At 67.9% G+C, this 22,295-nt stretch carries 18 protein-coding genes; 7 read left to right on the forward strand and 11 right to left on the reverse strand.

Annotated features, from left to right (window positions below; genetic code table 11):
* Positions 1-43: 43 nt before the first annotated feature.
* The 3 genes from C4U03_RS25000 to C4U03_RS25010 are packed head-to-tail and all read right to left on the reverse strand — an operon-like array spanning position 44 to position 4,512.
* Positions 44-1,624 (reverse strand): AMP-binding protein, encoded by a 1,581-nt coding sequence (locus tag C4U03_RS25000; RefSeq protein ID WP_235018103.1) that lies wholly within the window; start codon positions 1,622-1,624, stop codon positions 44-46.
* 5 nt (positions 1,625-1,629) lie between these two features.
* The gene (locus tag C4U03_RS25005; RefSeq protein WP_103940665.1) at positions 1,630-3,090 is read right to left on the reverse strand and encodes an amidase; all 1,461 of its coding nucleotides are present in this window, start codon (positions 3,088-3,090) and stop codon (positions 1,630-1,632) included.
* Between the two features lie 24 nt (positions 3,091-3,114).
* The gene (locus C4U03_RS25010) at positions 3,115-4,512 is read right to left on the reverse strand and encodes a flavin monoamine oxidase family protein (protein WP_200827452.1); all 1,398 of its coding nucleotides are present in this window, start codon (positions 4,510-4,512) and stop codon (positions 3,115-3,117) included.
* A gap of 514 nt (positions 4,513-5,026) precedes the next feature.
* On the opposite strand from C4U03_RS25010, the gene C4U03_RS25015 reads away from it, so the two are divergent.
* From C4U03_RS25015 to C4U03_RS40590, 7 genes are all read left to right on the forward strand, one after another.
* Positions 5,027-5,707, forward strand: a complete 681-nt coding sequence (locus C4U03_RS25015) for a FadR/GntR family transcriptional regulator (protein WP_160147090.1) — start codon at positions 5,027-5,029, stop codon at positions 5,705-5,707.
* Between the two features lie 122 nt (positions 5,708-5,829).
* Positions 5,830-8,730: a family 78 glycoside hydrolase catalytic domain gene (locus C4U03_RS25020; RefSeq protein WP_146087511.1), complete on the forward strand. Its 2,901-nt coding sequence runs from the start codon at positions 5,830-5,832 to the stop codon at positions 8,728-8,730.
* Positions 8,727-9,992 (forward strand): ABC transporter substrate-binding protein, encoded by a 1,266-nt coding sequence (locus C4U03_RS25025; RefSeq protein ID WP_103940673.1) that lies wholly within the window; start codon positions 8,727-8,729, stop codon positions 9,990-9,992. The genes C4U03_RS25020 and C4U03_RS25025 overlap by 4 nt, the downstream gene beginning before the upstream one ends.
* A gap of 14 nt (positions 9,993-10,006) precedes the next feature.
* Positions 10,007-11,032, forward strand: a complete 1,026-nt coding sequence (locus C4U03_RS25030) for a carbohydrate ABC transporter permease (RefSeq protein ID WP_200827453.1) — start codon at positions 10,007-10,009, stop codon at positions 11,030-11,032.
* Positions 11,032-11,871, forward strand: coding sequence for a carbohydrate ABC transporter permease (locus C4U03_RS25035; RefSeq protein WP_103940675.1), 840 nt, complete (start codon positions 11,032-11,034; stop codon positions 11,869-11,871). The genes C4U03_RS25030 and C4U03_RS25035 overlap by 1 nt, the downstream gene beginning before the upstream one ends.
* Positions 11,872-12,149: 278 nt before the next feature.
* Positions 12,150-13,787 carry a pentapeptide repeat-containing protein gene (locus C4U03_RS25040; protein WP_103940677.1) on the forward strand — a complete coding sequence of 546 codons (1,638 nt, stop codon included), beginning with the start codon at positions 12,150-12,152 and terminating at the stop codon, positions 13,785-13,787.
* Positions 13,788-14,153: 366 nt separating this feature from the next.
* Positions 14,154-14,297: a hypothetical protein gene (locus tag C4U03_RS40590; protein ID WP_160147091.1), complete on the forward strand. Its 144-nt coding sequence runs from the start codon at positions 14,154-14,156 to the stop codon at positions 14,295-14,297.
* A gap of 242 nt (positions 14,298-14,539) precedes the next feature.
* On the opposite strand, the gene C4U03_RS25045 is transcribed toward C4U03_RS40590, so the two are convergent.
* From C4U03_RS25045 to C4U03_RS25080, 8 genes are all read right to left on the reverse strand, one after another.
* On the reverse strand, positions 14,540-15,415 hold the full coding sequence (locus tag C4U03_RS25045; protein WP_235018104.1) for an ABC transporter permease: 876 nt from the start codon (positions 15,413-15,415) through the stop codon (positions 14,540-14,542).
* Positions 15,412-16,413 carry an ATP-binding cassette domain-containing protein gene (locus tag C4U03_RS25050; RefSeq protein WP_103940681.1) on the reverse strand — a complete coding sequence of 334 codons (1,002 nt, stop codon included), beginning with the start codon at positions 16,411-16,413 and terminating at the stop codon, positions 15,412-15,414. The genes C4U03_RS25045 and C4U03_RS25050 overlap by 4 nt, the downstream gene beginning before the upstream one ends.
* Entirely contained in the window at positions 16,413-16,829 is a 417-nt protein-coding gene (locus tag C4U03_RS25055; RefSeq protein WP_103940683.1) for a lasso peptide biosynthesis B2 protein, read from the reverse strand. Before C4U03_RS25055 ends, C4U03_RS25050 begins: the two co-directional genes overlap by 1 nt.
* Positions 16,826-17,083, reverse strand: coding sequence for a lasso peptide biosynthesis PqqD family chaperone (locus tag C4U03_RS25060; RefSeq protein ID WP_103940685.1), 258 nt, complete (start codon positions 17,081-17,083; stop codon positions 16,826-16,828). Before C4U03_RS25060 ends, C4U03_RS25055 begins: the two co-directional genes overlap by 4 nt.
* Complete coding sequence (locus C4U03_RS25065) at positions 17,080-18,909, reverse strand: asparagine synthase-related protein (protein WP_103940687.1); 1,830 nt, start codon at positions 18,907-18,909, stop codon at positions 17,080-17,082. The genes C4U03_RS25060 and C4U03_RS25065 overlap by 4 nt, the downstream gene beginning before the upstream one ends.
* Before the next feature lie 283 nt (positions 18,910-19,192).
* Positions 19,193-19,318, reverse strand: a complete 126-nt coding sequence (locus tag C4U03_RS25070) for a lasso RiPP family leader peptide-containing protein (protein ID WP_103940689.1) — start codon at positions 19,316-19,318, stop codon at positions 19,193-19,195.
* A gap of 468 nt (positions 19,319-19,786) precedes the next feature.
* Entirely contained in the window at positions 19,787-20,776 is a 990-nt protein-coding gene (locus C4U03_RS25075) for a helix-turn-helix domain-containing protein (protein ID WP_146087512.1), read from the reverse strand.
* Positions 20,777-21,457: 681 nt separating this feature from the next.
* Positions 21,458-22,141, reverse strand: a complete 684-nt coding sequence (locus tag C4U03_RS25080; RefSeq protein WP_235018105.1) for a response regulator — start codon at positions 22,139-22,141, stop codon at positions 21,458-21,460.
* Positions 22,142-22,295: the final 154 nt, after the last annotated feature.

Here is a 22,295-nt window from a genome sequence, read left to right on the forward strand (position 1 = left end):
CTGCCCTTTCCAAGCCGAGCGGGACCCGGCATGCCTCCCGCGGTCACGCGTGGTCCTCGGTGGGCCCGGCGAGTGACCGGTCCCGCCAGTACTCGTCCCGGAGCAGCCGCTTGTACAGCTTGCCCGTCGGTTGCCGGGGCAGCGGCGAACGGAAATCGATCGAGCGTGGGCACTTGTAGTGGGCGATACGCTCCCGGCAGTGGTCGATCAGCTCGGCGGCGAGTTCGGGGGAGCCGCTCACCCCGTCGGCCGGCTCGACGACGGCGTGGACCCGCTCTCCCATCTCCTCATCCGGGACGCCGAAGACCGCGGCGTCGGCCACCTTCGGGTGCAGCGCGAGAACGTTCTCGGCCTCCTGGGGATAGATGTTCACGCCGCCTGAGTTGATGACGTACGCGCGGCGGTCGGTCAGGTACAGGAACCCGTCGGCGTCGAGATATCCGATGTCGCCGAGCGTGCTCCAGCCCCGTCCGCGCGGATCGCGGGTGCCCCGGGTCTGCTCCGGATCGCCGTGGTACTCGAAGGGGGACGACCCCTCGAAGTAGATCGTCCCGGGCTGTCCCACAGGAAGCTCCGTCCCGTCCTCGCCGAGGACATGGACCGGCATGTCGAACATCGCTCTGCCCACGGTGCCCTTGTGTGCGAGCCACTCCTGACAGTCGCAGTAGACGAAGCCGCACCCCTCGGTCCCGGTGTAGTACTCGTGGATCACCGGGCCCCACCACTCGATCATGCGCTCCTTCACCTCCACCGGGCATGGCGCGGCGGTGTGCACGACGCCACGGAGGGAGGAACAGTCGTACCTGTGACGCAGCTTCTCGGGCAGCCGCAGCAGGCGGATGAACATCGTGGGCACCACCTGGGTGAAGGTGACCCGGAACCGTTCGATCGCGCGGAGGAACTCCTCGGCCTCGAACCGCTCCTGGAGGACCACCGTCCCGCCCATGCGGTGGACGATGAGCGCCACGAACAGTGGGGCCGCGTGATAGAGCGGCGCCGGCGAAAGGTGGATGGTGGTGTCGGTGATGCCGAAGAGCCCGGCGATCGCCTCGCCCGCCGGATCGTGCGGATACTCCTCGGTGGGCAGCGGCAGCTTGACGCCCTTGGGGCGGCCGGTGGTCCCGGAACTGTAGAGCATCCGCGCGCCCTCGGCCTGATCGGCGATGGGGGTCGCGGGCCGCCCGGCCAGCGCGGTTTCGAGCGGCTCCCATCCCACCGGCACGTCCTGGCGGCCGCCGATCAGAAGGCGGCGCTCGACCGCGGGGGCGTCGATCGCCTGGGCCGCCGCGATCGTCGCGTCCGTGGCGACGAGGACCCGGGCCGTGCAGTCGTTGACGATGCGGCCGAGCTCCTCGGCGTTCAGCAGGGTGGAGCACGCGGTGTAGTGGAGTCCTGAACGCTGGGCGGCCCAGACCACCACGAAGAACTCGGGTCTGTTCTCGGCCACCAGCGCGATGTGGTCGCCGCGGCGCAGCCCGGCCGACCGGAACAGATGCGCCAGCTGGTTGGCGGCCTTCTCCAGTTCGGCGTAGCTGATGGATCGGCCGTCCGCCATGACGACGGCCGGCTTGTCCGGGGTGCTGAGCGCATAGGCCCCCGGGTGCATGGCTGTCTCTCCCAGCATCGAGGTCACCTCGCCTCGTGGTGCGCGTAGCCGGGCGGCGGCTGGAAACCGCCGAGGAGGTCCCGCAGGAGCCGGGCGAATCCGGTGGCGGTGCGATCCTCCAGGTAGGGGGCCACGATCTGGATTCCGACCGGAAGGCCGCTGCGGGTGCGCCCGATCGGTGCCATCGCCGACGGCAGCAGCGGCATGTTGATCAGCCCCGACCAGGTCGTCATGTCGGAGAGGTAGCTGCGGGTCTCACCGTTGACGGTGGTCCTGCGATCCTCCTGCTCGGGGGTGTGGTCGTGCGGAATGGCCGCGGTGGGCACCACCGGGCAGAGCAGCACGTCGTGGTCCTTGAAGAACTCGGCCCATCGGGCGCGGATCCGGTGCCGCTCCTCGTCGTAACGGTGCCAGTCGCGCGCCCGCTGGGTGACCAGCCGGGGATGGAAGACCGCGTCGATCTCCTCGGCCTCCATCGCCAGGGCGGCCCCGAACTCCTCGTCGCCGAGCACGCCGGCGCCGACGCCCATCAGCAGCCCGAGATAGACCCGATGCGACTCCTCCAGCCCGACCGGCCGCGCCGTGTCGTCGACCTTGGCGCCCGCCTTCCGGATCGCCTCGACCGCGTCCTGCATGACCTCGAGCACCTCGCGGTCCACCGTGCAGTAGGGGTCGTCGAGCCAGGCCGCGATGCGGAAGTCCGCCAGCGAGGTGGCGCGCGGAGGAGGCAGTTCCAGGCGCCAGGCGACCGCGCGTTCCGGGGCGGCGCCGCTCAGGATGTCCAGCCCGAGATCGAGGTCTTCGGGGGAGCGTCCCATCGGACCCAGAACGGCGAGGTCCATCTCGCCCAGCCCGCCCGGGGAGGGGGGAATGTGGCCGTGAGCCGGGATGATGCCATGGCTGGCCTTCAGCCCGTAGACGCCGCAGTAGTGCGCGGGGGTGCGGATCGAGCCGGCGATGTCGCTGCCCAGTTCGAACCCGGCCAGTCCGGCCGCCAGTGCCGCGGCCGAACCGCCGGAGGACCCGCCCGGCGTGCGGTCGACGTTCCAAGGGTTGTTGGTACAGCCGAATATCGGGTTGAACGACTGCCAGTCCGTACTTCCCACCGGCACGTTGGTCTTGCCGAAGATTACGGCCCCGGCCTTGCGCAGCCGCGCCACCGTGTCGGCGTCGGTGTCCGGAACGTGCTCGGCCAGCTCCGGCACGCCGCCCGTGGTACGGATCCCGGCGGTCTCGATGGCGTCCTTCACCGTCATGGGCAGACCGTGGAGCGGGCCCCACAGCTCGCCTCTGGCCAGCGCCTCGTCGGCGGCCAGCGCGCGGCGGCGGGCCTCTTCCTCCGCGAGGGTCACCACCGTGTTGAGCCCGGGGTTGAACCGCGCCACCCGGCTCAGGTACTCCTCCAGCAGCTCCCGGCTGGAGATCTCCTTGTTCCGTAGGGCCTTGGCCAGCTCGCTGGCCGAACGGAAGGCAATGTGGGTCACGATGTCTCTCCTTCGCTCACTCGGTCATTTCGCCTGGACGGCCGGGCCCCCGCCGGGCGTGCCGGCGAGGGCGGCGACCACTTCGGCCGCGGCGCGCTCTCCGGAACGGACGGCGCCGTCCATGTAGTTCATCCAGATCGCGGAGGTCTCGGCCCCCGCCCAGTGGATCGCGCCGACGGGCTCGCGCAACGCCGGTCCGTAGCGCGTCCAGGCGCCCGGCGGCAGGTTCGAGCCGTAACACCCGTGCGTCCAGTCCTCGGTGGACCAGTCGGTCTCGGCGTAGTGGGTCGGCTGCATGGCCTGCCGGCCGAAGTAGCGCACGAAACTGCCCACCACGGCCGCCCGCCGGTCGCCTGCCGGCAACCGGGCGAGAGCGCGAGCACGGTCGGCGACGACGAATCCGATCAACGCTCCGTAGCTGCCGTCCGGCGGCGAGTCGTCGAAGACGGCCGATACGCACTCCTCCGGGGACAGTGCGCTCCCGGAGCGTCCGTCCGCTCGCCAGAACGGTGTCTCGTAGCGGCAATGGATCTTGATGGTGACCCCGGTCGCCATCCGCTGGTGAAGTTGCCGACGACTGCTGGGCAGAGCCGGCTCGTAAGCGATCCGGTCGGCGAGCGCGATCGGCACCGCGACGATCACCCGGCGGGTGGTGATCAAGCGTCCCGCGGCCTCCACGACGGCGCCGTCCCGGTTGTGTCGGATGCGGTGTACCGGCGAGCCGAGCCGCACGCCGCCTCCGCCCATGGCCCCGGCCCCATCGGTGCCGGTCGGGGAGGACAGCCGTTCCGCGAGACGGACCGCGAGGAGATGCGAGCCCCCGCTGAACCGCCGCTCCTGGGCGCCTCCGGCCACGTCGGTCAGCATGCTCGTCGATCCGGCGGAACGGATGTAGGTCAGCACGTGGAGCAGGGACAGCTCATCGGCCTCGGCCGCGAGAACGGACGAGAAGGCCAGCCGCAGGAGGGCCATCGTGGTCGGCTCGGTGACCCGGGAGGAAAGCCAGGTGTGCAGCGTCTGGGCATCCCATTCGCGGGCGCGCTCGGCCTGCCAGGGCGCCTCGACCGGAATCTCGGCGGCCAGCCGGTCCAGCTCGTCGAGCACGGGACGGGCCAGCTCGAACGTCTCGGGGGTACGGGCACCCCGCCAGGTCGTGCGCCCTTCGTAGTAGGTGGGGAAGGTCTCGACTCCCACCTCCTCGGCCAGGGCGGCCAGCCGGTCCTGAGTGGGCCCGATGTACTGCCCGCCCGCCTCGATCGTCCAGCCGTCGGGCATCGGCCGGTTCCAGGTCCGCCCGCCGACCCGGTCCCGCGCCTCGACCACGATCGCGCTGAGACCCGCCCGCCGTACATCCCGCGCGGCGACCAGACCGGCCAGACCAGCGCCGACCACCGTGACGTCCGCGTACTCCTCGACACTCAACCGACCCACCCCAACGTCATGTGTGCGTAGATCCAAGGTCACCCATGTCTAGCAGCGCGAATGAAGGCTGGCAAGACCGGTATTACCAGTCATTCAGAGGCCATTGAAGACTCGGGCTGGTTCGAGTATCTTGGCGCCACTGGTAATACCTGCTTTACCTGATCGAGGAGTGTCAGCTTGAGCGGCGCCGAACTGGGTGCTCCGGTGGTATCCATCGGCTTCCACCGCTCCCTCACCGCCGAGCAGCGCGGATGGGCGGCCTTCTGGTCCGTTCCCGGTCCGCGCGACGGCGAGGAGGAGTTCCCTCAACCCGGCGGCGGCGAGCGGTCGCGTCGACGCCGGGGCGACCTCGGTGGCGCTCGCCGGGGCCGTGGCCGTCGACAGAACCCACATCGGCACGTAGAGACGCGTGGTCCTGCGCCCCCAGGGCACCGGATCAGGAAGGACGCGGTAGATGGTATGTCAGGCATGACCAACTGAGCCGATGCCGCCATCGAGCGCCGTGGAGGGGACCATGAACCGAGCCGAAGTGGGAACGTCTCGAAAGGAGTCGCAGGCGAATCGCATCGCCCGGCTCCTGGTCGAGGACATCCGGCGGGGCACCTACCCCGTGGGCGACCGAATTCCCAGCGAGCGCCGCCTCGCGGAGCGCTTCGGCGTGTCACGTCCCGTGATCCGCGAGGCGGTGTCGACACTCACCGGTTACGGCCTGCTCGAGGTGCAGATGGGCCGCGGCACGTTCGTGACCGGGCAACCCACGGACGGCACCCCGGCCGAGCGTCTCAGTCTCCAGGACGTCGTCAACGTCCGCGAGGTGCTGGAGGTCGGGGCGCTGAGACTCTCCGCACGCCAGGGAAGCGACCAGGCAAAGGCGAAGGTCGCCGCCATCCTCGACGAGCTGAGCCGCGCGGTGGCGGCGCGGGCGGAGACCGCCGAGCTCGACAGCGCCCTGCACGCGGCGGTCGTCGAGGCGAGCGGCAGCCCGCTCCTGGTGTCCCTGTGCCAGGGACTGCAGCAGCAGATAGACGCGACCATCCGCATCTCACCGCACGGTCACAGCATGAGCGCCGAGATCCTCGCCCTGCACCGCGTGCTCGCGGACGGAGTGCTGCACGACCGCGTGGAGGAGGCCGTGGACGCATGCCGGCAACTGTACGAGGAGCACCGCGAATTCCTGCGAGGGCTGCTCGGCTGAGCCCGGAGGGGCCCGAACCTCTCCGCCCGGCCACCCCCGGACCGATCAATACCGATCTCTTCAGTTCCCTTCCGTGCACCCGTATCTCCGGTCCGCCGGTGCACAACGAGATAGAGGCCCCCATGACGAACTCTCATCACGTGAACGAGATCCACCCCGTCCCGTCCGGCCCACTTGAGGCGGTCCGGCTGCGCTCCCAGCACCTGGCCGATCCGCTCGCGGTGGACACCGCCCACCCGGTGTTCTCCTGGGTTCCCACGGGACCGGGCGGCGACCAGACCGCCTACCAGCTTCTGGTGGCCGGGGACCCCGAGTCGCTCACCCCCGGCGGCGCGGACCTGTGGGATTCGGGCCGGGTCGCCGGCGACCAGGTGAACGGCGTCGCCTATCAGGGCCGGCCGCTGACCAGCGGGCAGCGTTACTGGTGGACCGTACGCCTGTGGGGAGCGGACGGCGCGCCCGGGCCGTGGGCGTCGCCGGCCACGTTCGAGACGGGCCTGCTGGGCCAGGAGGAATGGCACGCGAAGTGGATCGCGGCCGAGGCCGGCATCTCCTCGCCGCTGCTGCGGACCGAGTTCGAGGTGCCCGGTCGTGTCCGCCGTGCCCGTGCGCACGTCGCCGCGCTCGGCTATTACGAGATGCGGCTCAACGGGCAACGTGTGGGCGACCACGTGCTGGATCCGGCCCCCACCGACTACGACCATGACCCCGGCCTGGTCGACGGCGAGGGCGAAGCCGCGCGGATCACCGGCCCGCGGGTGCTGTACTCCACGTACGACATCACCGACTTGGTGGTGGGCGGCGCGGACGGTGCCGCCGCGCTCAACGCGGTCGGGCTCGTCCTCGGACACGGCTGGTACAGCGGCGAGGACGACCTCGGGCCCAAGCCGTTCCACCGCACCCCGCTCGGGGACCGCCCGGCGGCGCTCCTGCAGATCGAGATCGAGCTGGACGACGCCCGCAGGCTGACGGTGGTCTCGGACGGCGACTGGCACACCGCGCCCGGCCCCGTTCTCTACAACGACTACGTTCATGGCGAGCGCCACGACGCCCGGCGCGAGCTCCCCGGGTGGGATCGCCCCGGATTCGCCGGCGGCCCGGAGTGGCGGCCGGTGACCGTCAGGCCCGCCCCGGCGGGGACGCTGCGCGCACAGCTCGTGGAGCCGATCCGGGTCATCGAGACGCGGGCCGCGCAACGCACGGTCTCCGATCGCGACGGCCGGCGGGTCGTGGACTTCGGCCAGCACGTCTCCGGCTGGACCAGGATCCGGGTGAGCGGGCCCGCCGGCGCGGAGGTCACGGTGCAGCACGCGGGCGAGGTGGACGACACCGGCGCGCTGGACCCCTCCGCCAATCTCGCGCCCTGGATGCCGGCGCGGCAGACCGACGTCTACGTGCTGCGGGGCTCTTCGGCCGGTGCCGGGGAGCAGGAGGTCTGGGAGCCGCGGTTCACCCTGCACGGCTTCCGCTACGCCGAGGTGAGCGTGTCCGACCCCGAGGTCACGGTGCATGAGATCGAGGCCCGGGTCGTCCACTCCGACGTGGAGATGCCCGGCGAGTTCCACTGCTCGGACGAGATGCTCGAACGGATCCACGCCAATGTGGTGTGGAGCCTGCGCGCCAGCCTCCAGGGGTTTCCGCAGGACGCGGCGGACCGGGCCGAACGGGTCGGTTGGCTCGGCGACCCCGGCTGGACGATCGAGGACTATCTCTACGGCTTCGACGCGCTCGGGTTCTGGCTGAAGTGGCTGGACGACCTGGCCGGCGCGCAGCTTCCGAACGGCCGATTCCCGATCGTCTGCCCCATCGCGTGGCGCGGCCGGCTGGCCGACTCACTGCCCGAGGAGATCCTCGACCAGATGGACGAGGAGGGGGAGGACTTCACGAAGATCTTCTGGCCGTACATGGACAAACCCGACTTCACGATGAGCACGTACCCGAGCATCGTGTGGAACCTCTACCGCTTCTACGGTGACCGGTCCATTCTCCAGGCCCATTACGGGCGGATGCGCCGCGGGCTGGACTTCATGCGTTCCCGCGCCGATGACTTCATCATCGAGGAGGGCTGGGGCGACCACATGGAGCCCCAGCCGGACGGCACGTGCAGCATCGACCCCAAGCGCACCCCCATCGCGCTGACCTCGACCGCGTGGTTCCACGCGGTGGCCACGATGGTCGCCGACACGGCCGAGACCATCGGGGCCCACGGCGACGCCATTCGCTACCGCGAGCTCGCCGAGTCCATCCGCACCGCGTTCAACAAACGCTTCTTCGATCCGGCCACCGGGCGCTATGCCACCGGATCGCAGACCGCGCAGGCGCTGTCGCTGTGGCTCGGCCTGGTGCCGGCCGAGCATCGCGACCGGGTCGTACGCGCGCTGATCGAGGAGATCAGAGATCGCGACGGGGGGCGGCTGAACACCGGGACCATGGGCACCGCGGCGCTGCAGCACGTCCTCAGCGAGGTCGGCGCGGCCGACGTGATGTACGAGATCGCCACCCAGCCGGCGTATCCGGGATGGGCGTACCAGGTGGCCAACGGGGCGACGACCCTCTGGGAGACCTGGGGCGGCGATATGCACTACAGCCGGAACATGAAGCTGATGGCCTCGATCGAGAAGTTCCTCTACAACGACGTGGCCGGTCTGGCCCCTGCGGCGCCCGGATGGCGGCGGATCAAGGTGAAGCCCGCCCTGACGCACCGGATGACCGCCGCGTCCGCCCGGGTGCGGACGGTACGGGGCGACGCGGTCGTCGACTGGCGGGCCGAGGACGGCGTACTGCGCATGGACCTGGAGGTCCCCGCCACCAGCGTGGCCGAGGTGTGGCTGCCCCTGTCCTCCCATGCGGAGACCCCCGTCCTGACGGCGGGCGAGGACCTCGTCTGGACCCCGGACGGCCTCGCCGATGGCGCCCGGAGCCGGGGAGTCCGGAGCGCCCGGCGTGCCGCCGAGCACGTCGTGATCGAGGTGGCGGGCGGCCTGCACACCCTGACGCTGACCACGAAAGGGGTGCGGCGATGAGCCGCGGGTCCCGCATCCTGGCATGCGGCGCGCTGCTGGTTCCCCTGCTGGCGGCGGGATGCGCGAACGAGGCTCGCGACGCCGACACCCTTGAGATCTCGACGATCTCCGGGGGGCCCAACGACCCCATCGATACCGTCGTACGGGAGTTCCGCGCCGCCAACCCCGGCATCACCGTCACCGTCAAGAAGGTCCCGTTCGACCAGCACCTGCAGGGCATACGCAGGCGGTTGAGCACCGGCCGGCCGCCCGACGTGGTCACCACCCTGCCGGGCTACGGCGAGTCCTCGTCCTCGGCCTCGCTCGCGGACAAGGGTCTGCTCCTCGACCTGAGCGCGAGCCCGTGGAGCAAGGAGATCCTCGAGGCCGACCGGCGCATCACCGGCGACGGAACACGGACCTTCGTCTACCCGGTGAGCTCACAAGCCGTCGGGACGTTCTACGACCCGAAGGTCCTCGCCCGGGAAGGGTTGTCGGTCCCCACGACGTTCTCCGAGGTCCTGACGCTGTGCCGGACCGTCGCGCGCAAGGGGAAGGTGGCGTTCGCGATGACCGGGCAGGAGGGGGCCGGCCTGACGATCTTCGTGGGTCTCGCGCTCGCGGCCTCGGACGTGTTCGCCGACGACCCCCGGTTCGGCGAACGCCGCCTGGCGGGTCAGGCGACGTTCGCCGGCACCGCTGGATGGGCCCGGTCGATGGAGCACTTCCAGCAGATGAAGGATGCCGGCTGTTTCGACAAGGGCGCCGCGGGCTCCAGCCGCGAGGCGGCGGCCCAGGCCTTCGCGAAGGGCGAGGCCCTGATGGCGGTCGGAACGACGGTGACGTTGCAGCTGTTCCAGGCCGGCGACGCGAACCTGAAGCTCAAGATGTTCCCCTTCCCCGGCAGCGACGACCCGGCCAAGGTGCGGATCCCCATCGGGCCCGCGGTCGGCCTGGTGGTGCCGAAGAAGGCCGGCAACCCCGGGCTCGCCAAGAAGTTCCTCGACTTCTACGCCGCGGGAAGGGAGCGGTACGCCCGGCTGGACGCCAGCGTCCCCGCCATCCCGGTGCGCACGAACAAGCCGGACGTGCCGGACTACGCGGAGGCGCTGAGACCGTACCTGCAGGCCGGCAAGACCGCCCCGATCATGGACCAGCACTGGCCGAATCCGGAGGTCCACACGCAGTACGCAAGCGGCCTGACCGAGATCCTCCTCGGCAAGAAGGACCCGGGGCAGACGTTGAAGGCCATGGACGCGGCCTGGACCGAGCGGGCGCCGTAAGGACGTAAGGACCCGTGAGGAGACACGATGACGGACACGATCACCCGCCCGTACGGACCGGTCACCGCCGCGCCGAGCCCGGTGAGGCCGAGACCGTGGTGACTTCGGTGCGGCGGCGCGAAGCACTCCGGGAGGCGACCGCCTGGGTCCGAAGAACCGGCGAGACCGGCCGAGCCGCCGCCTCGGCGCGCCGGGTGCCCTGGATCTTCGTGGCGCCGGCGGCCGCCCTGTGCTCGGCGGTACTGCTCATCCCGTCCCTGCTGGGCGCGTTCTACGCCTTCACCGAATGGGACGGGCTGACCGCCCCGAAATGGGTCGGGCTGGGCAACTTCGCCGAGTTCTTCACCAGGCCGGAAGGCACCGGCGTGCTGGCCCACACCCTGGTGATCGTGGTCTGCTACGTGGTCGGGGTGAACGCCGTCGGGCTCGGCCTGGCCCTCGGCCTGGAGCGCGCACTGCGGACCCGGAACGTGCTGCGGACGCTGTTCTTCGTGCCGGCCGTGGTGAGCCCGCTGGTCGTGGCGTACGTCTGGAAGTTCATCCTCGATACGCACGGCCCTCTCAACACCGCGCTGGAGGCCCTCGGGCTCGGCGCGGTCGCGCAGCCCTGGCTGGCCAAGCCCGAGACGGCGCTGCCGGCGATCATCGGCGTGATGGTGTGGCAGTTCTCCGGCTACCACATGCTGATCTACCTGGCCGGACTCCAGGGGATACAGGCCGAGACCCGCGAGGCGGCGATGGTCGACGGCGCGGGGAGCTGGCTGCTCTTCCGGCACATCATCCTGCCGCAGCTCAGGCCCGCGATCACGATCGGCGTCGCACTGTCGACGATCATTTCGTTCACACTGTTCGACCAGGTGATGGCGCTCACCGGGGGCGGTCCCTCCGGGAAGACGGAGACCCTCGGCACCTACGTCTACAAGCAGGCGTTCGTCAACGGCCAGTACGGCTACAGCGCCGCGGTCGCCCTGCTCCTGGTGGGCGTCGTGTGCGTGGCGGCGGCCGGCCAGCTCCGGGCGCTCCGCAGGGAGGATTCCTGATGCACCGGTATACGCGCTGGTCGGCCTTCCGCGAGATCTCCCTCTGGATCGCCGCGGTTCCCGTCCTGGCGCCGATGTATTTCGTCATCACGACCGCGCTGCGGCCACCCGGGGAAACGGCCGGATCGTCGCTGGCTCCGCCCGCCCGGCCCACCGTCGGCAACTTCTCCCAGGCCTGGGGGCAGGCGGGCGGGGACACGGTGTCGTTCGGGCAGGCGCTGCTCAACAGCACGCTGACCACCGTCATGGTGGTGGCGCTGCTCGTGGCCGCGGCCGCGCCCGCCGGATACGCGCTGGCCCGCCGTGGCTCCCGGCTCTCCGGCCTGATCTCCAGCCTGTTCACGCTCGCGCTGATCCTGCCGATCCAGCTCGGACTGATCCCCTTGTACGTCTTCATGGTCGAGACCGGTCTGGCCGGAACGCTGGCCGGGCTGGTGCTCGTCTACACCGGGCTGCAGATGCCGCTGGCGGTCTTCCTCTACACCGGATTCTTCCGGGCACTTCCGACCGCCTACGAGGAGGCGGCCCTGGTGGACGGCGCGTCCCCGATACGGATCTTCGCCCAGGTCGCGCTTCCCCTGGTACGTCCGGTAACCGTCGTGGTCGCGGTGCTGACGGGCCTGTTCGTGTGGAACGACTTCTTCATCGCGGTGGTGTTCGTCGGCGACACCGACAAGGCCACCCTGCCCGTCGCGGTCTACTCGTTCGTCGGCCAGTTCTCCACCAATTGGTCACTGGTCCTGGCCGGCGCCACGATCGCCCTCGTTCCCGTCCTCCTGCTCTACGCATTCATGCAACGCTCAATCACGCAAGGCTTCACCAGCACCCTCCACGGGTAAGTCCCTGTCCCGCTCGGAAACCGGGTCGTCAATGCCCTCGAAGAGAGCATGGTCATGATCCGTGACCAAGAGCGGTGGGGCCGCGTGGTCTGTGGCGGCAGGCAGGACAGCGCCAGAGGGTCGCGACTGAACGCCAGAGAGGATCGGCCCGGATTTGGCGTCAGCGGTACCAGAGTGCTGTGAGCGCCCGAAACCGCAGGCACTGGAACGAGAGGGGGTAGGCGGGCGATCCAACCTGGGACAGCACACCGGGTGCTGCGGGAAGGTGGGAGCGGCCCATGACCACCGGTACTGACGTTGAGCTCTGCGAGGAGCCTCGTACCGATGATCCGTCGCAGGCGTGCGCGGCCTCCTGCCTGCCCGGCATCGACCGGTGCCTGGCCCACGCTGGAGAGCAGGCCCGTGAGGAGTTCCTGGCCGGCCTGGTTCCTGGCGCGGCCATCGACATGGGCGGCGTGCCCTTTACCGCAGACCTGCTGGCCCGGCTCCTTGACGCCGTCCGCGACCCCCGGGCCGATAACCGCCCTAGCCTTGGCCGAGCTAGCTTCGTCGGGGCGTCGTTCTCTGGGAACGCCGACTTCGGTGGGGCGTCGTTCTCCAGGGACGCCCACTTCGGCAGGGCATCGTTCTCCCGGTACGCCGACTTCGGCGGGACGTCGTTCCTCGGGGATGCCGACTTCGTCGGAGCGTCGTTCTCTGGGGACACCCGCTTCAGCGGGGCGTCGTTCTCCGGGAACGCCCACTTCGGCAGGACGTCGTTCTCCGGGTACGCCGACTTCGGCGAGGCGTCGTTCTCCGGGAACGCCCGCTTCAGATGGGCGTCGTTCTCTGGGAAAGCCGACTTCGGCTGGACGTCGTTCTCCGGGTACGCCGACTTCATCAGGGCGTCGTTCTCCGGGGACGTCTACTTCGTCAGGGCTTTGTTCTCCGAGGACGCCTACTTCAACGAGGCGAAGTTTGCCAGTGAGGCAGGGTGGTTCTCCTGCCGGATCGGGATCTTGTCCCTGGACGATGTGGTGGCCGAAGGGGAGGTACGGGTGGAGGCAACGGCCGGCCAGGTGTCGGCCTGGCGGCTGCGGTCGGCGGGGCGGGTCGCCTTGCGGCTGCGCACAGCGCGGGTGGACCTGTCGGAGCTGGTGTGCAGCGGGCCGGTGAGCGTGCACGCTCTGGCCCGGCCGATCCCCGGCGTGCCGGATCTGGACGGCCCCACCCGGGTGGCGGTGACCTCGCTGCGCGGAGTGGACGCCGGGTCGCTGACGCTGACCGATGTGGATCTGAGGCAGTGCCTGTTCGCCGGGTTGCACCGGGCCGATCAGATTCAGCTGGACGGTCACTGCACCTTCGCCCCCGGCCCGGGGGGACGGCGGCGGGTGCTGGCCGAAGAACACCACTGGCACGCCGCACGCCGTACCGCCCGCCGCGGCGCCCCCGGCCCCTGGCGGCCCGCTCCCGACGGTGTTGAGGTGGTCGGGCCGCGGCGGATCGAGGTGATCTACCGGCAACTCCGCAAGGCCCTGGAAGAGGGCAAGAACGAGCCCGGCGCGGCCGACTTCTACTACGGTGAGATGCAGATGCGCCGCGCCGCCGCCCGCCGAGGAGAGCGCCTGCTGCTGTGGCTGTACTGGGTGACTTCCGGCTACGGACTACGCGCAGGCCGCGCCCTGACCGCCCTCATCGTTGCGGTCGCCGCTCTCGCGTTGGCAATGCAGCACGCCGGGTTCCCGGGCGCGCCGCCGTCCTACCTGGACGCCCTGCTGTACGCCTTCCGCTCAGCGTTCGCCGTCGACATCAAGACCCCCACCGTGCCCGAGACCGTCACCCGCTGGGGACAGGTCATTCGCATCGCCCTGCGTATCGCCGGGCCTCTGTTCATCGGCCTGGCCGCCCTGGCCATTCGCAACCAGGTCAAACGCTGAACCCCGCCACCAAGTCCGCAGCGCCACCGCGACAACCCGGCCTCAGCCTCCGACAGTGGCCGACCGGCCACGGCGCTTCCGCTGGTGTCAGGTTCACCGGGACCCGAACGGCCCAAGGCGTCTCACCCCACCTGACGCAGCCCAGGTCACAGCCTCGGATCTGTATCAGGCTAGTTGAGACAGGACAAGGACGGACGCGGCGACCGCCAGAGCGTCGATGGCCAGCGCCATCAAGTCGTCCCTGAACCGTCCCGTATTGCCGGTCGTGTGGGCCCCACGCGTCCGCCGGTGCTGCCAGCCGCCGTCGTCGGGCCGGTTGTTCCGGCGGGTAGCCATACCGGTCCGGCCAGGCCGTCCGGGGTTGTGATGCAGGTATGGACGGCGGTGGCCACCGGCGCATCGTTCCTGCCGGCAGCCGGTTACAACCTGAAGGCGGTGCAGGAGACGCTGCGGCTGCCCTCGATCACCGCCGCGGCCGTGGGCCGCAGGTGGGACGCCCTCTGGACATGATCAACTAGGGCGACTGCAACCCGGACTGCAACCAGAAACGATCAGGGGGGTTGCCGGTCTCGGTACCCGCCCTGGTCAGCGCTGGTGAGTCGCGTGGGACTCGAACCCACAACCTACGGATTAAAAGTGGTCCCCGACCATGTCGCCCAGTGCCACTCCAGCCCGGAAAGTGCCGATCCATTCGCATCAGCGCCACCCGCTATGTCATCCGGTGCCGTCCCGTGCCGATCGCTGAGAAAACCTCAGCGGGAGAAACGGCGGGCGGCGAAGCAGAGCGCCGCCAGGCTGAACAGGACCATGATGAGGAGTTCCAGTGCGATCGAGGGGGTCCAGCCGGCCCAGCTCGGCGAGGAGATACGGCCTGCGGGCAGTTCCAGGGCGACGGTTCGGCGCAGTGCGTCCACCGCGTAGGTCAGTGGGTTGACCAGTGTGAGAACGCTCAGCCAATCGGGCAGCCCGCGGACCGAGAACATGGCTCCAGAGGTGAAGAACAGCGGCATGAGCGCCAGGCCGAGTACCGCCTGGAACGTCTCGGTTCGTTTGATGAAGCTGGCCGCGAGCATCCCGACCATGGTCAGCATGAGTGCGATGAGAGCCAGCTCTCCCAGCAACAGCATGAGTAGCCCGGAGTCGTACGGAAGCCCTGACAGCCCGGCCAAGGCGAGAAGCAGCCCGCTCTGGATGGTGGCCGCCGTGGCACCTCCCAGGCACTTGCCGACCAGAAGCGTGCCGCGTCCGACCGGCGCCACGAGCATGCTTCGCAGGAAGCCTATTTCACGGTCCTGGACGATCGACGCCCCGGCGCTCAGCGCGGGCATCTGCACCGCCATGAGAAGTACCCCGGGAAAGATGTAGGTACGGTAGTCGACTCCTTCCGCAGCACTGTCGATCATGGCGCCCAGGCCGGTGCCGAGCACCAGCAGGAAGAGCACCGGATTGACCAGCATGAGTACTGCCTGAGAGCGGTTGCGCAGGACCCGGATCACCTCACGCTGCCAGAGAACGCGCACGGCGCGCAGCTCATGACCCGCCTGGCGCCGAATCTGAGGAGGGATCATCCGGTTCGGAAACGCCCCGGATGGCGGTTGGCGCGGACTGCCGACATCAGAAAGCATCATTTCGATCCTTTTCCGTCCGGCGCCGCCGATAGCGGGGCACGTTCATCGCGCCACCGCGGAGGGCCGGGAACTCCGCGGCCGGTGTAGTGGAGGAAGACGTCGTCCAGACTTGGCCTGGTGACCATGATCGAGTGAACGGGGACCGCGCTCGCAGCGCACAGTCGGGGCACCAACTCCGCCCCATTGGCCGCGTGTACCCGGACACCGTCCGGCCCCAGTGCGGGATTCAGGCCGAATCTGTCGCGTATCGACCGCGCCGCGACCGCGTTGTCTGCTGTCTGCAAGTGCACGACGTCGCTGCCCACCTCGGCCTTGAGCTGCTGCGGTGAGCCTTCCGCGATCACGCCGCCACCGTCCACGACTGCGATTCTGTGGCAGTGTTCGGCCTCCTCTAGGTAATGCGTGGTCAGAAATATGGTGATCACCTGCTGCTGCTGTAGTCGGTGCAGGTGGTCCCAGACCAGGGCACGGCTGTGCGGATCGAGGCCGGCTGTCGGTTCGTCGAGGAAGAGGACCTCCGGCCGGTGCATCAGGCTCCGCGCGATCTCAAGCCTCCTCTTCAGACCTGTCGAAAAAGTTCCCACCAGCGCCTTGCGCCGAGAGGACAGTGCCAGCAGATCGAGCAGGAAGTCCGCTCTTCTCCGCGACTCGCGCCGTGAGATTCCATACAGTTCCGCGTGGAAGCGCAGGTTCTCCTCGGCGGTCAGGTCGTTGTCCGCCGTCGATTCCTGGAAGACGACACCGACCCTACGGCGGACGTCATGAGGAGCCCTGACCACGTCGGCACCAGCCACCTCCGCTCGCCCGGCGGTGGGCCGGAGCAGGGTGCACAGCATGGCTATGGTGGTGGACTTGCCCGCACCGTTCGGCCCCAGAAAACCGAATGTTTCCCCCGCGTCCACCGTGATGTCCAGACTGCGCAGCGCCTCAACAGCGCCATAGGTCTTCCGCAGGCCACGGGTGCGTATGGCCGCCCCTCCGCCGCCGATCATATTCATCAGAGGCTCGGTACGGTCATGACGACATGGAAGGACCGGATATCCTTGATGTTCTCATTGATGGGTTCTCCGTCCACGGCGACCCACGCATGGGCTCCGAAAGGCTGCGTGCGCACACCGGTGCACCAGTCCGGCCAGCAGCCTCTCATCCGGCACAGCAGCGCGGTCGCGATGGATCGCTGCAGACACCATTGCCCTTTACAGCGCATACTGACGGCCACTACCGCATTGCGGGCGCGCAATGCGTCCTGTCTGGTGGCCGGGCGGGCGCCCCTGCGCGCGAACTCCAACGCCCGGCGCAGGCGCCGTGGCGGAAGCTTGGCCAGCACCCGAGCGATGCCGACGGCGCACAGGGCGGCTGGCCACTGGTACCAGGGCGGTGCCACGCCGGTCTCAATGAGTACCCGCTCGCTCATGAGGACAGCACCCTTGCATTCAACAACGCAGTGACCAGTGCTGTCACGTCGGCTTCGATCCGTTCGGCAGCTGCTGGATGGCGTTCGCGCAGATCAGTGATCACCGACTCGGCATTCCCCTCTTCCAGAATTCGACGCAATACCGTCGCTCCCGTGCCGTTCATCTGCCAGTATCGTCCATTGTTCTCGTCCAGCAGAACCATGCCGTGCTCGGTTTCGGTGATCATTATATGTGAGGCGAGTGAGTAGGTCATTCTGCCCTCCCTCTGGGAACGAGCACGCCACTCGGTCCAGCCGTCTGCGAAAGCGCTTGAAGCCAGGTCTCACAGGCCAGCGTGGGACCGAGGGGGACGTAGGGCCTGGTGTCCTTGTACAGCCCCAGCAGGACGTTGCGGAGCGCATCGGCATCGATGAGTCCCATTTTCGCGAGAAGCGAGTCGTCACAGAGTTCCAGCAACTCTTTCCTGTTCTTCGTCAGCCCGGTGAAGAACTCGGCACTGTAGTCGCCCTTCGTGCTCCGGCCGAGATGCCGCTGCGGTGCGATACCGCGCATCGCCGCGCTGAGCACGGGCTTGAACTGCCTGGTGGAGAGGCGGTCCTCCAGCCGTACCGACAGCGCGACCTCGACAACCCGGTCATCCAGATAGGGTGCCTCCAGGCTCACCCCGAATGCGGAGGCCATCCGGGAGTGCTGCCGATGGGCCGTGCCGTTTACTCGTGTTATCTGGATCATGTCATGCTGTACCGGCAGGTCGGACACCGGACGCAGGCCGTCTTCCGCGCTCTGTAGAAGTAGTTGCCGGACTTTCCCGACGGCGTCCCGCGTCGCCCACGGCGGCATCTTCGGAGCGATTTCCCAGTCGCCTTCCGGGGTTTCCCGGTGATCTGTGAGGTGATCGGCCACGGAGGAGACCCAGCGCGGATAGGACTTGCCGTTCAGCAGAAATCGCAGTGTGGTGGCCGTGGTCCAGCGGCGCTGTGCCTTCTTGGCCCGGATGTGCGGGATGGACTTCAGCGGGTGCCGACGGGCGAACGTGTGCAGACAGGCCAATCTCAAGTGGAAAAGTTCGTCCCCGTTGAGTCCGCGCAGGTGCCGGCTGGCGCCGGCATCGGAGACGACCCGTGCTAGATGCTCTGTCATCGCACGGACATGAAAGAAAGGCGTTGGTCCGTCGATCTCCTTGTCGGTCACCGCGGTCGGGGTGCACCAGGTGGGTGCGGTGTCGCGTTGGATGACCAGGTGGCGGGTGTTGGACAGGGCGGTCTGGCATTGGTCGGCCCAGGTCTTGTCGTCGTTGGAGGGGTCGAGGGGTTCGTAGTGGACGGTGATGAGGGGGTTGTCTCCGCGGGCTGCCAGGAAGCACAGGCTGGTGGAGTCCATGCCGCCCGATAGGTCGGCGCTGATGACCTGGCCTGGTCTGGTGCGTGCTTGGACCGCTTCGATCAGTGTTTGGCGCAACGTGGTGGCTCCTCGGTCCAGTGGCATGTCTGGTTCCGGTGGGGTCCACCACTGGATGGTCCGGGCGGTTCCGTCGCCGTCGATGCGCAGGTAGTGCCCTCCGTGCAGGGCGTGGATCCCTTTCCACAGGCATGCGTCGTTCAGGGGCCACGGTGGTCCGTAGGGGGCCAGCAAGTGCAGTGCGATCAGTTCGGTGTCGACCTCTGCACCGGTCAGCGATGCCAGGGTCCACGGCCGGTCGGCGGCCACGGTCACTCCGGCCACGGTTCCATGGAAGACCTGCCGGGCGGTTGAAATGCTGCCTTGGATCCGTACCGTTCCCTGAATCGAGGAGACCAGGTGGAAGCATCCCGGTACGAACCGTGCCACCGTGTCCAGGTCGCTGACCGAACGCACGCCGCGAAGTCGCTCGGTCAGCGTCGTCCGGCTCACTCCCGCCGGGCCGAACAGCACCACTTTGTTGTTTCCCGCATCAGCCGACACCACGTCGTTGTCCGACCAGCGGCCCACGATCCACGGCCGGCCTGAGCAATGCGAGATCACCTGTACATCCCCCGGCCACGGCAACGAAGCCGCCACCTCGGCGCCCACCGGATGATCCGGAAGAACCACAAAATCCATGAGAGTGAACCTTTTCCACACCCGTTCTGCCTACTCATCGACGTGACGTCCCGTCTTTGCACGCTCCGAACCGGTTGCGTGACCTGCGCCGTGCGGCCGGTCGCGGACCCGGGCGCCCGTTGCGCGGCTCCAGGCCACATGTTGAAAGAGGTCCAATGCCCCTGTGCCCGGACGATTCCGGTCTTCCGGCGCACAGCACTCGCCTCGCCCGGCTGCTGAGGTACAGAACGTGTTCGGTGCCGGAACACTGGCACCGAACACATTCCCGCATCGATCGGTTCGACTAGTCGAGCCACCAGCCGCCGAACAGGTCGACGTAGCCGCCCTTGTCGGTGATGCGCGTCAGCTCGGTGAAGTCACCGAGCTCGATCAGCGCCGGCGGCTCATAGGGCATGGCCGATTCGATCATGGGTATTACCTCCTCTCCACTGGTAAGAAACGGCCGGGCGAACGCATTGCCGCAGGTGCGCCCGGTGGCACCGTTCTCGTCGAGTCCAGTGCCTACTGATATGACTATGACGAATATGACCTGGAGAGTCCTTGGCCGTTAGGGCCCTATGCTTGACCATCAGCGCACTTGATCGTTCACGGCACGAACTCCTGACTAGGTCGTTCTCTGCAGGGCTCATCCGGACGGCCGATGAGTGAACCTTTCCACCATGTGGCCCTGGGCCCCGGGCGGCGGTGACCGGGCCCCGGGACGAGCCGTGCGGTGCAGGTCACGCGGTCGCTTCAGAGCGCGGAGGAACGGACCGATCGCCTTGTTCGCCAGGCGGAAATGATGTGAAAGAAAATCAGTGGCCATCGACTTGCTCGCTCAGGCCACGGTCGCCCGCCTCTCGCTTCCAGCGGCCCGATGTGCGCCCACATGTGCTCCCTATCGGTCTGCGTGCATCCGGTGGGCCGCGCTTTTCAGCATATTGTTGCGGTAGTCTTTCGGTGGCGTCCCGTAAGTGGCGCGAAAGATCCGACTAAAATGCGCACCATCGGTGAATCCCCAGTGCATGGCGATGGCATAGATGGGGCGCGTGCCGAGTTGAGGATTGGCAAGGTCATGTCGGCATTGTTCAAGTCGTCGGTGACGTATCCAGGACGCCACCGTGGTGCCCTTTTCCTGGAACAGCTTATGTAGGTATCGTGTGGAGATCTGGTGGGCTGCGGCTATACTTTCGGGACACAGCTCCGGATTGCCAAGGCTTTGCTGGATGAAGCCGAGGATCTCCGTGATCAGGGCCTGTTTCCCCGACAGCAGCGACTGCGGCATGTGGACGTGGAGCCGGTGAGCACAGGCGGCCTCCACCAGGTCCACCGTGACCCGTGCCAGTCCAAGTTCGTCAACCGTCGTGTACTCGTGCGCATGCCGCATGAGCTGGACAAGGTGGTTCCACAGCACGGCGGCGACCCCCGTCCGGGCAGAGAACGGAACCGAAACAATCCGGTTGATGTCGTTGGAGCGCAACTGGAGCGATGTTCGCGGGATCTGGACCACCATGACCGCAGTGTCGCCGCCCCGAGAAGAGAGGCATCCATGGAAGGGTCGTGAACTGTCGATGATGACGATCTTGCTGGTGCCAAGCGTGGCAGTCCGGCCGTTCTGTGAAATTTCTCCGCCACCATTAATTATTGCGCAGTAGGTGTCAGGATTCTTCTGCTGTATCAGCTTGGTGCTTCGATGGAACCGGACCGGGGGATGCTCCAGTTCCGAGATCAAGACTCCATTGAGATCGAGCACGCGCAGTGAGGCGTGAAAGTCGTCTGCGTGTTCGCTTGAAATTCGGCAGGGTGCGTGGAAACGTGACACTGTTTCGATCCAACGGGAGAGGCGCTCCTCCGGATGTAGCTCCGCGGTGCTGAAATATGTGATCAATTTCACACTCTCGTCGAGAACGTACCGGGTGCTGGTACGGGGAGCACGCACATGCCGAACGGGTGGCTCTGCCGCGGCCGGAGCAGGTGCTCTCTGTGCCCCCTTGTCAGCGAGGTCGGGAGGTCGGTCCCAACCGGGGACATAACGGATAAAAAGTAAGAAGCTGGGGTTGGGGCGCCATAGGGCCCTTGGGCCCCATCTCGCGCTACAAGGGCCCCGATGTGCTTCCTGGATCGCTCGCTGGCGGTGGATCCGTGCTCGACGAACACCCCTGTGCCCACGGCTCTGTGCCGAGGGCCGGCCATGCGCACCGGCGAAGGCGGCGGATGGCAGGACCTTTTCACCGCCGGTTCCGCCTGCTCACCGACGTGGCGGTCCCTTTTCCTTCTGGACCGGCCGCGTGGCCTGTACTGCGCGGCTCGCCACGGGGTCCGGTCGCCCACTGCCGGTGCCCGGGGTGAATAAGGCTCACTTCGCCCAGGGGGCGGCGACGCGTTTCCGAAGCCTGGTGCAGCTCAGAGGGCCTGGGCGGGTCTGGCTCAGGTAAATACGACCAGTGCCGCCGACGGCGGCCGAGGACGCGGTGGCACCTGTATGCTGCAACGAAATTCGAGGGATACCCGCATTCCGATCCCAGAGTTCCGGCGCCTTGGCAGAAGTTCCGCCGATGTGACCGCCCCGTCAGTTCTCAATGGCTGTGTCCGGCCGTATGCCAAGCCATTTTACTATCGCGGTCGCCCGGTTCTGGGCTTCCATCTTCGCGTATATTCGATTGATATAGTTCTTGACGCTCTTTTCGGCAAGGAAAAGCTGGGCAGCGATACTGGAGTTCGTGTGCCCCTGGGCGATGAGGTTCATGACATCGGTCTCACGTGCCGACAGGCCGAAGTGTTCTCTTCTCGCCCCCGGATTCCGCTCGACGCACGGGCACTGGCCGGCTTTGGCTGCGGTGACTAGTGCCGCGGCGGCGGTCGGTGAGAGGGGGTGCGCATTGCTCCGCACGGTGTCACGGATGGCGTCGGTCAGTTCCTCCACCGTGAACGTGTCGTGCACCAAGTAGCCGATGGCGCCGCTGCGGATCGCTGACAGCACCATATCGGGGTCATCGGCGTAGGTCAGTATGATGACCCGGCTGACCTCACTGAGCATTGCGACGCTGGTAATCCCGTCGCCCTCGGGCATGGGCATGTCCGATAGCACGACATCGGGCTTGATCTGCCAGGCCAGGTCCACGGCACGACGGCTGTCCCCCGCCTCCCCGACTATTTCGAGGTCATTGCTGGCTTCGAGGACCGTGGTGAGGCCCGACCGGATGATGGGGCTATCGTCCACCACCATGATCCGGTAACGCTCCATGTCTCCCATCCGACTCTCCCAGACTCCCGACAGGCAGGTCTTCGTGATGCCCGCGGTCGCGGTCGACCACGGCAGATGGTTCGAGCTTGCAATCGGCTGTAAGGTTTGTCATGACCGACATTCGGGGGTCATGGCTCACGGTCCGCCATAGAGAGGTGACGAT

This window comes from Thermomonospora echinospora (assembly GCF_900108175.1).
Lineage (GTDB): Bacteria > Actinomycetota > Actinomycetes > Streptosporangiales > Streptosporangiaceae > Thermomonospora > Thermomonospora echinospora.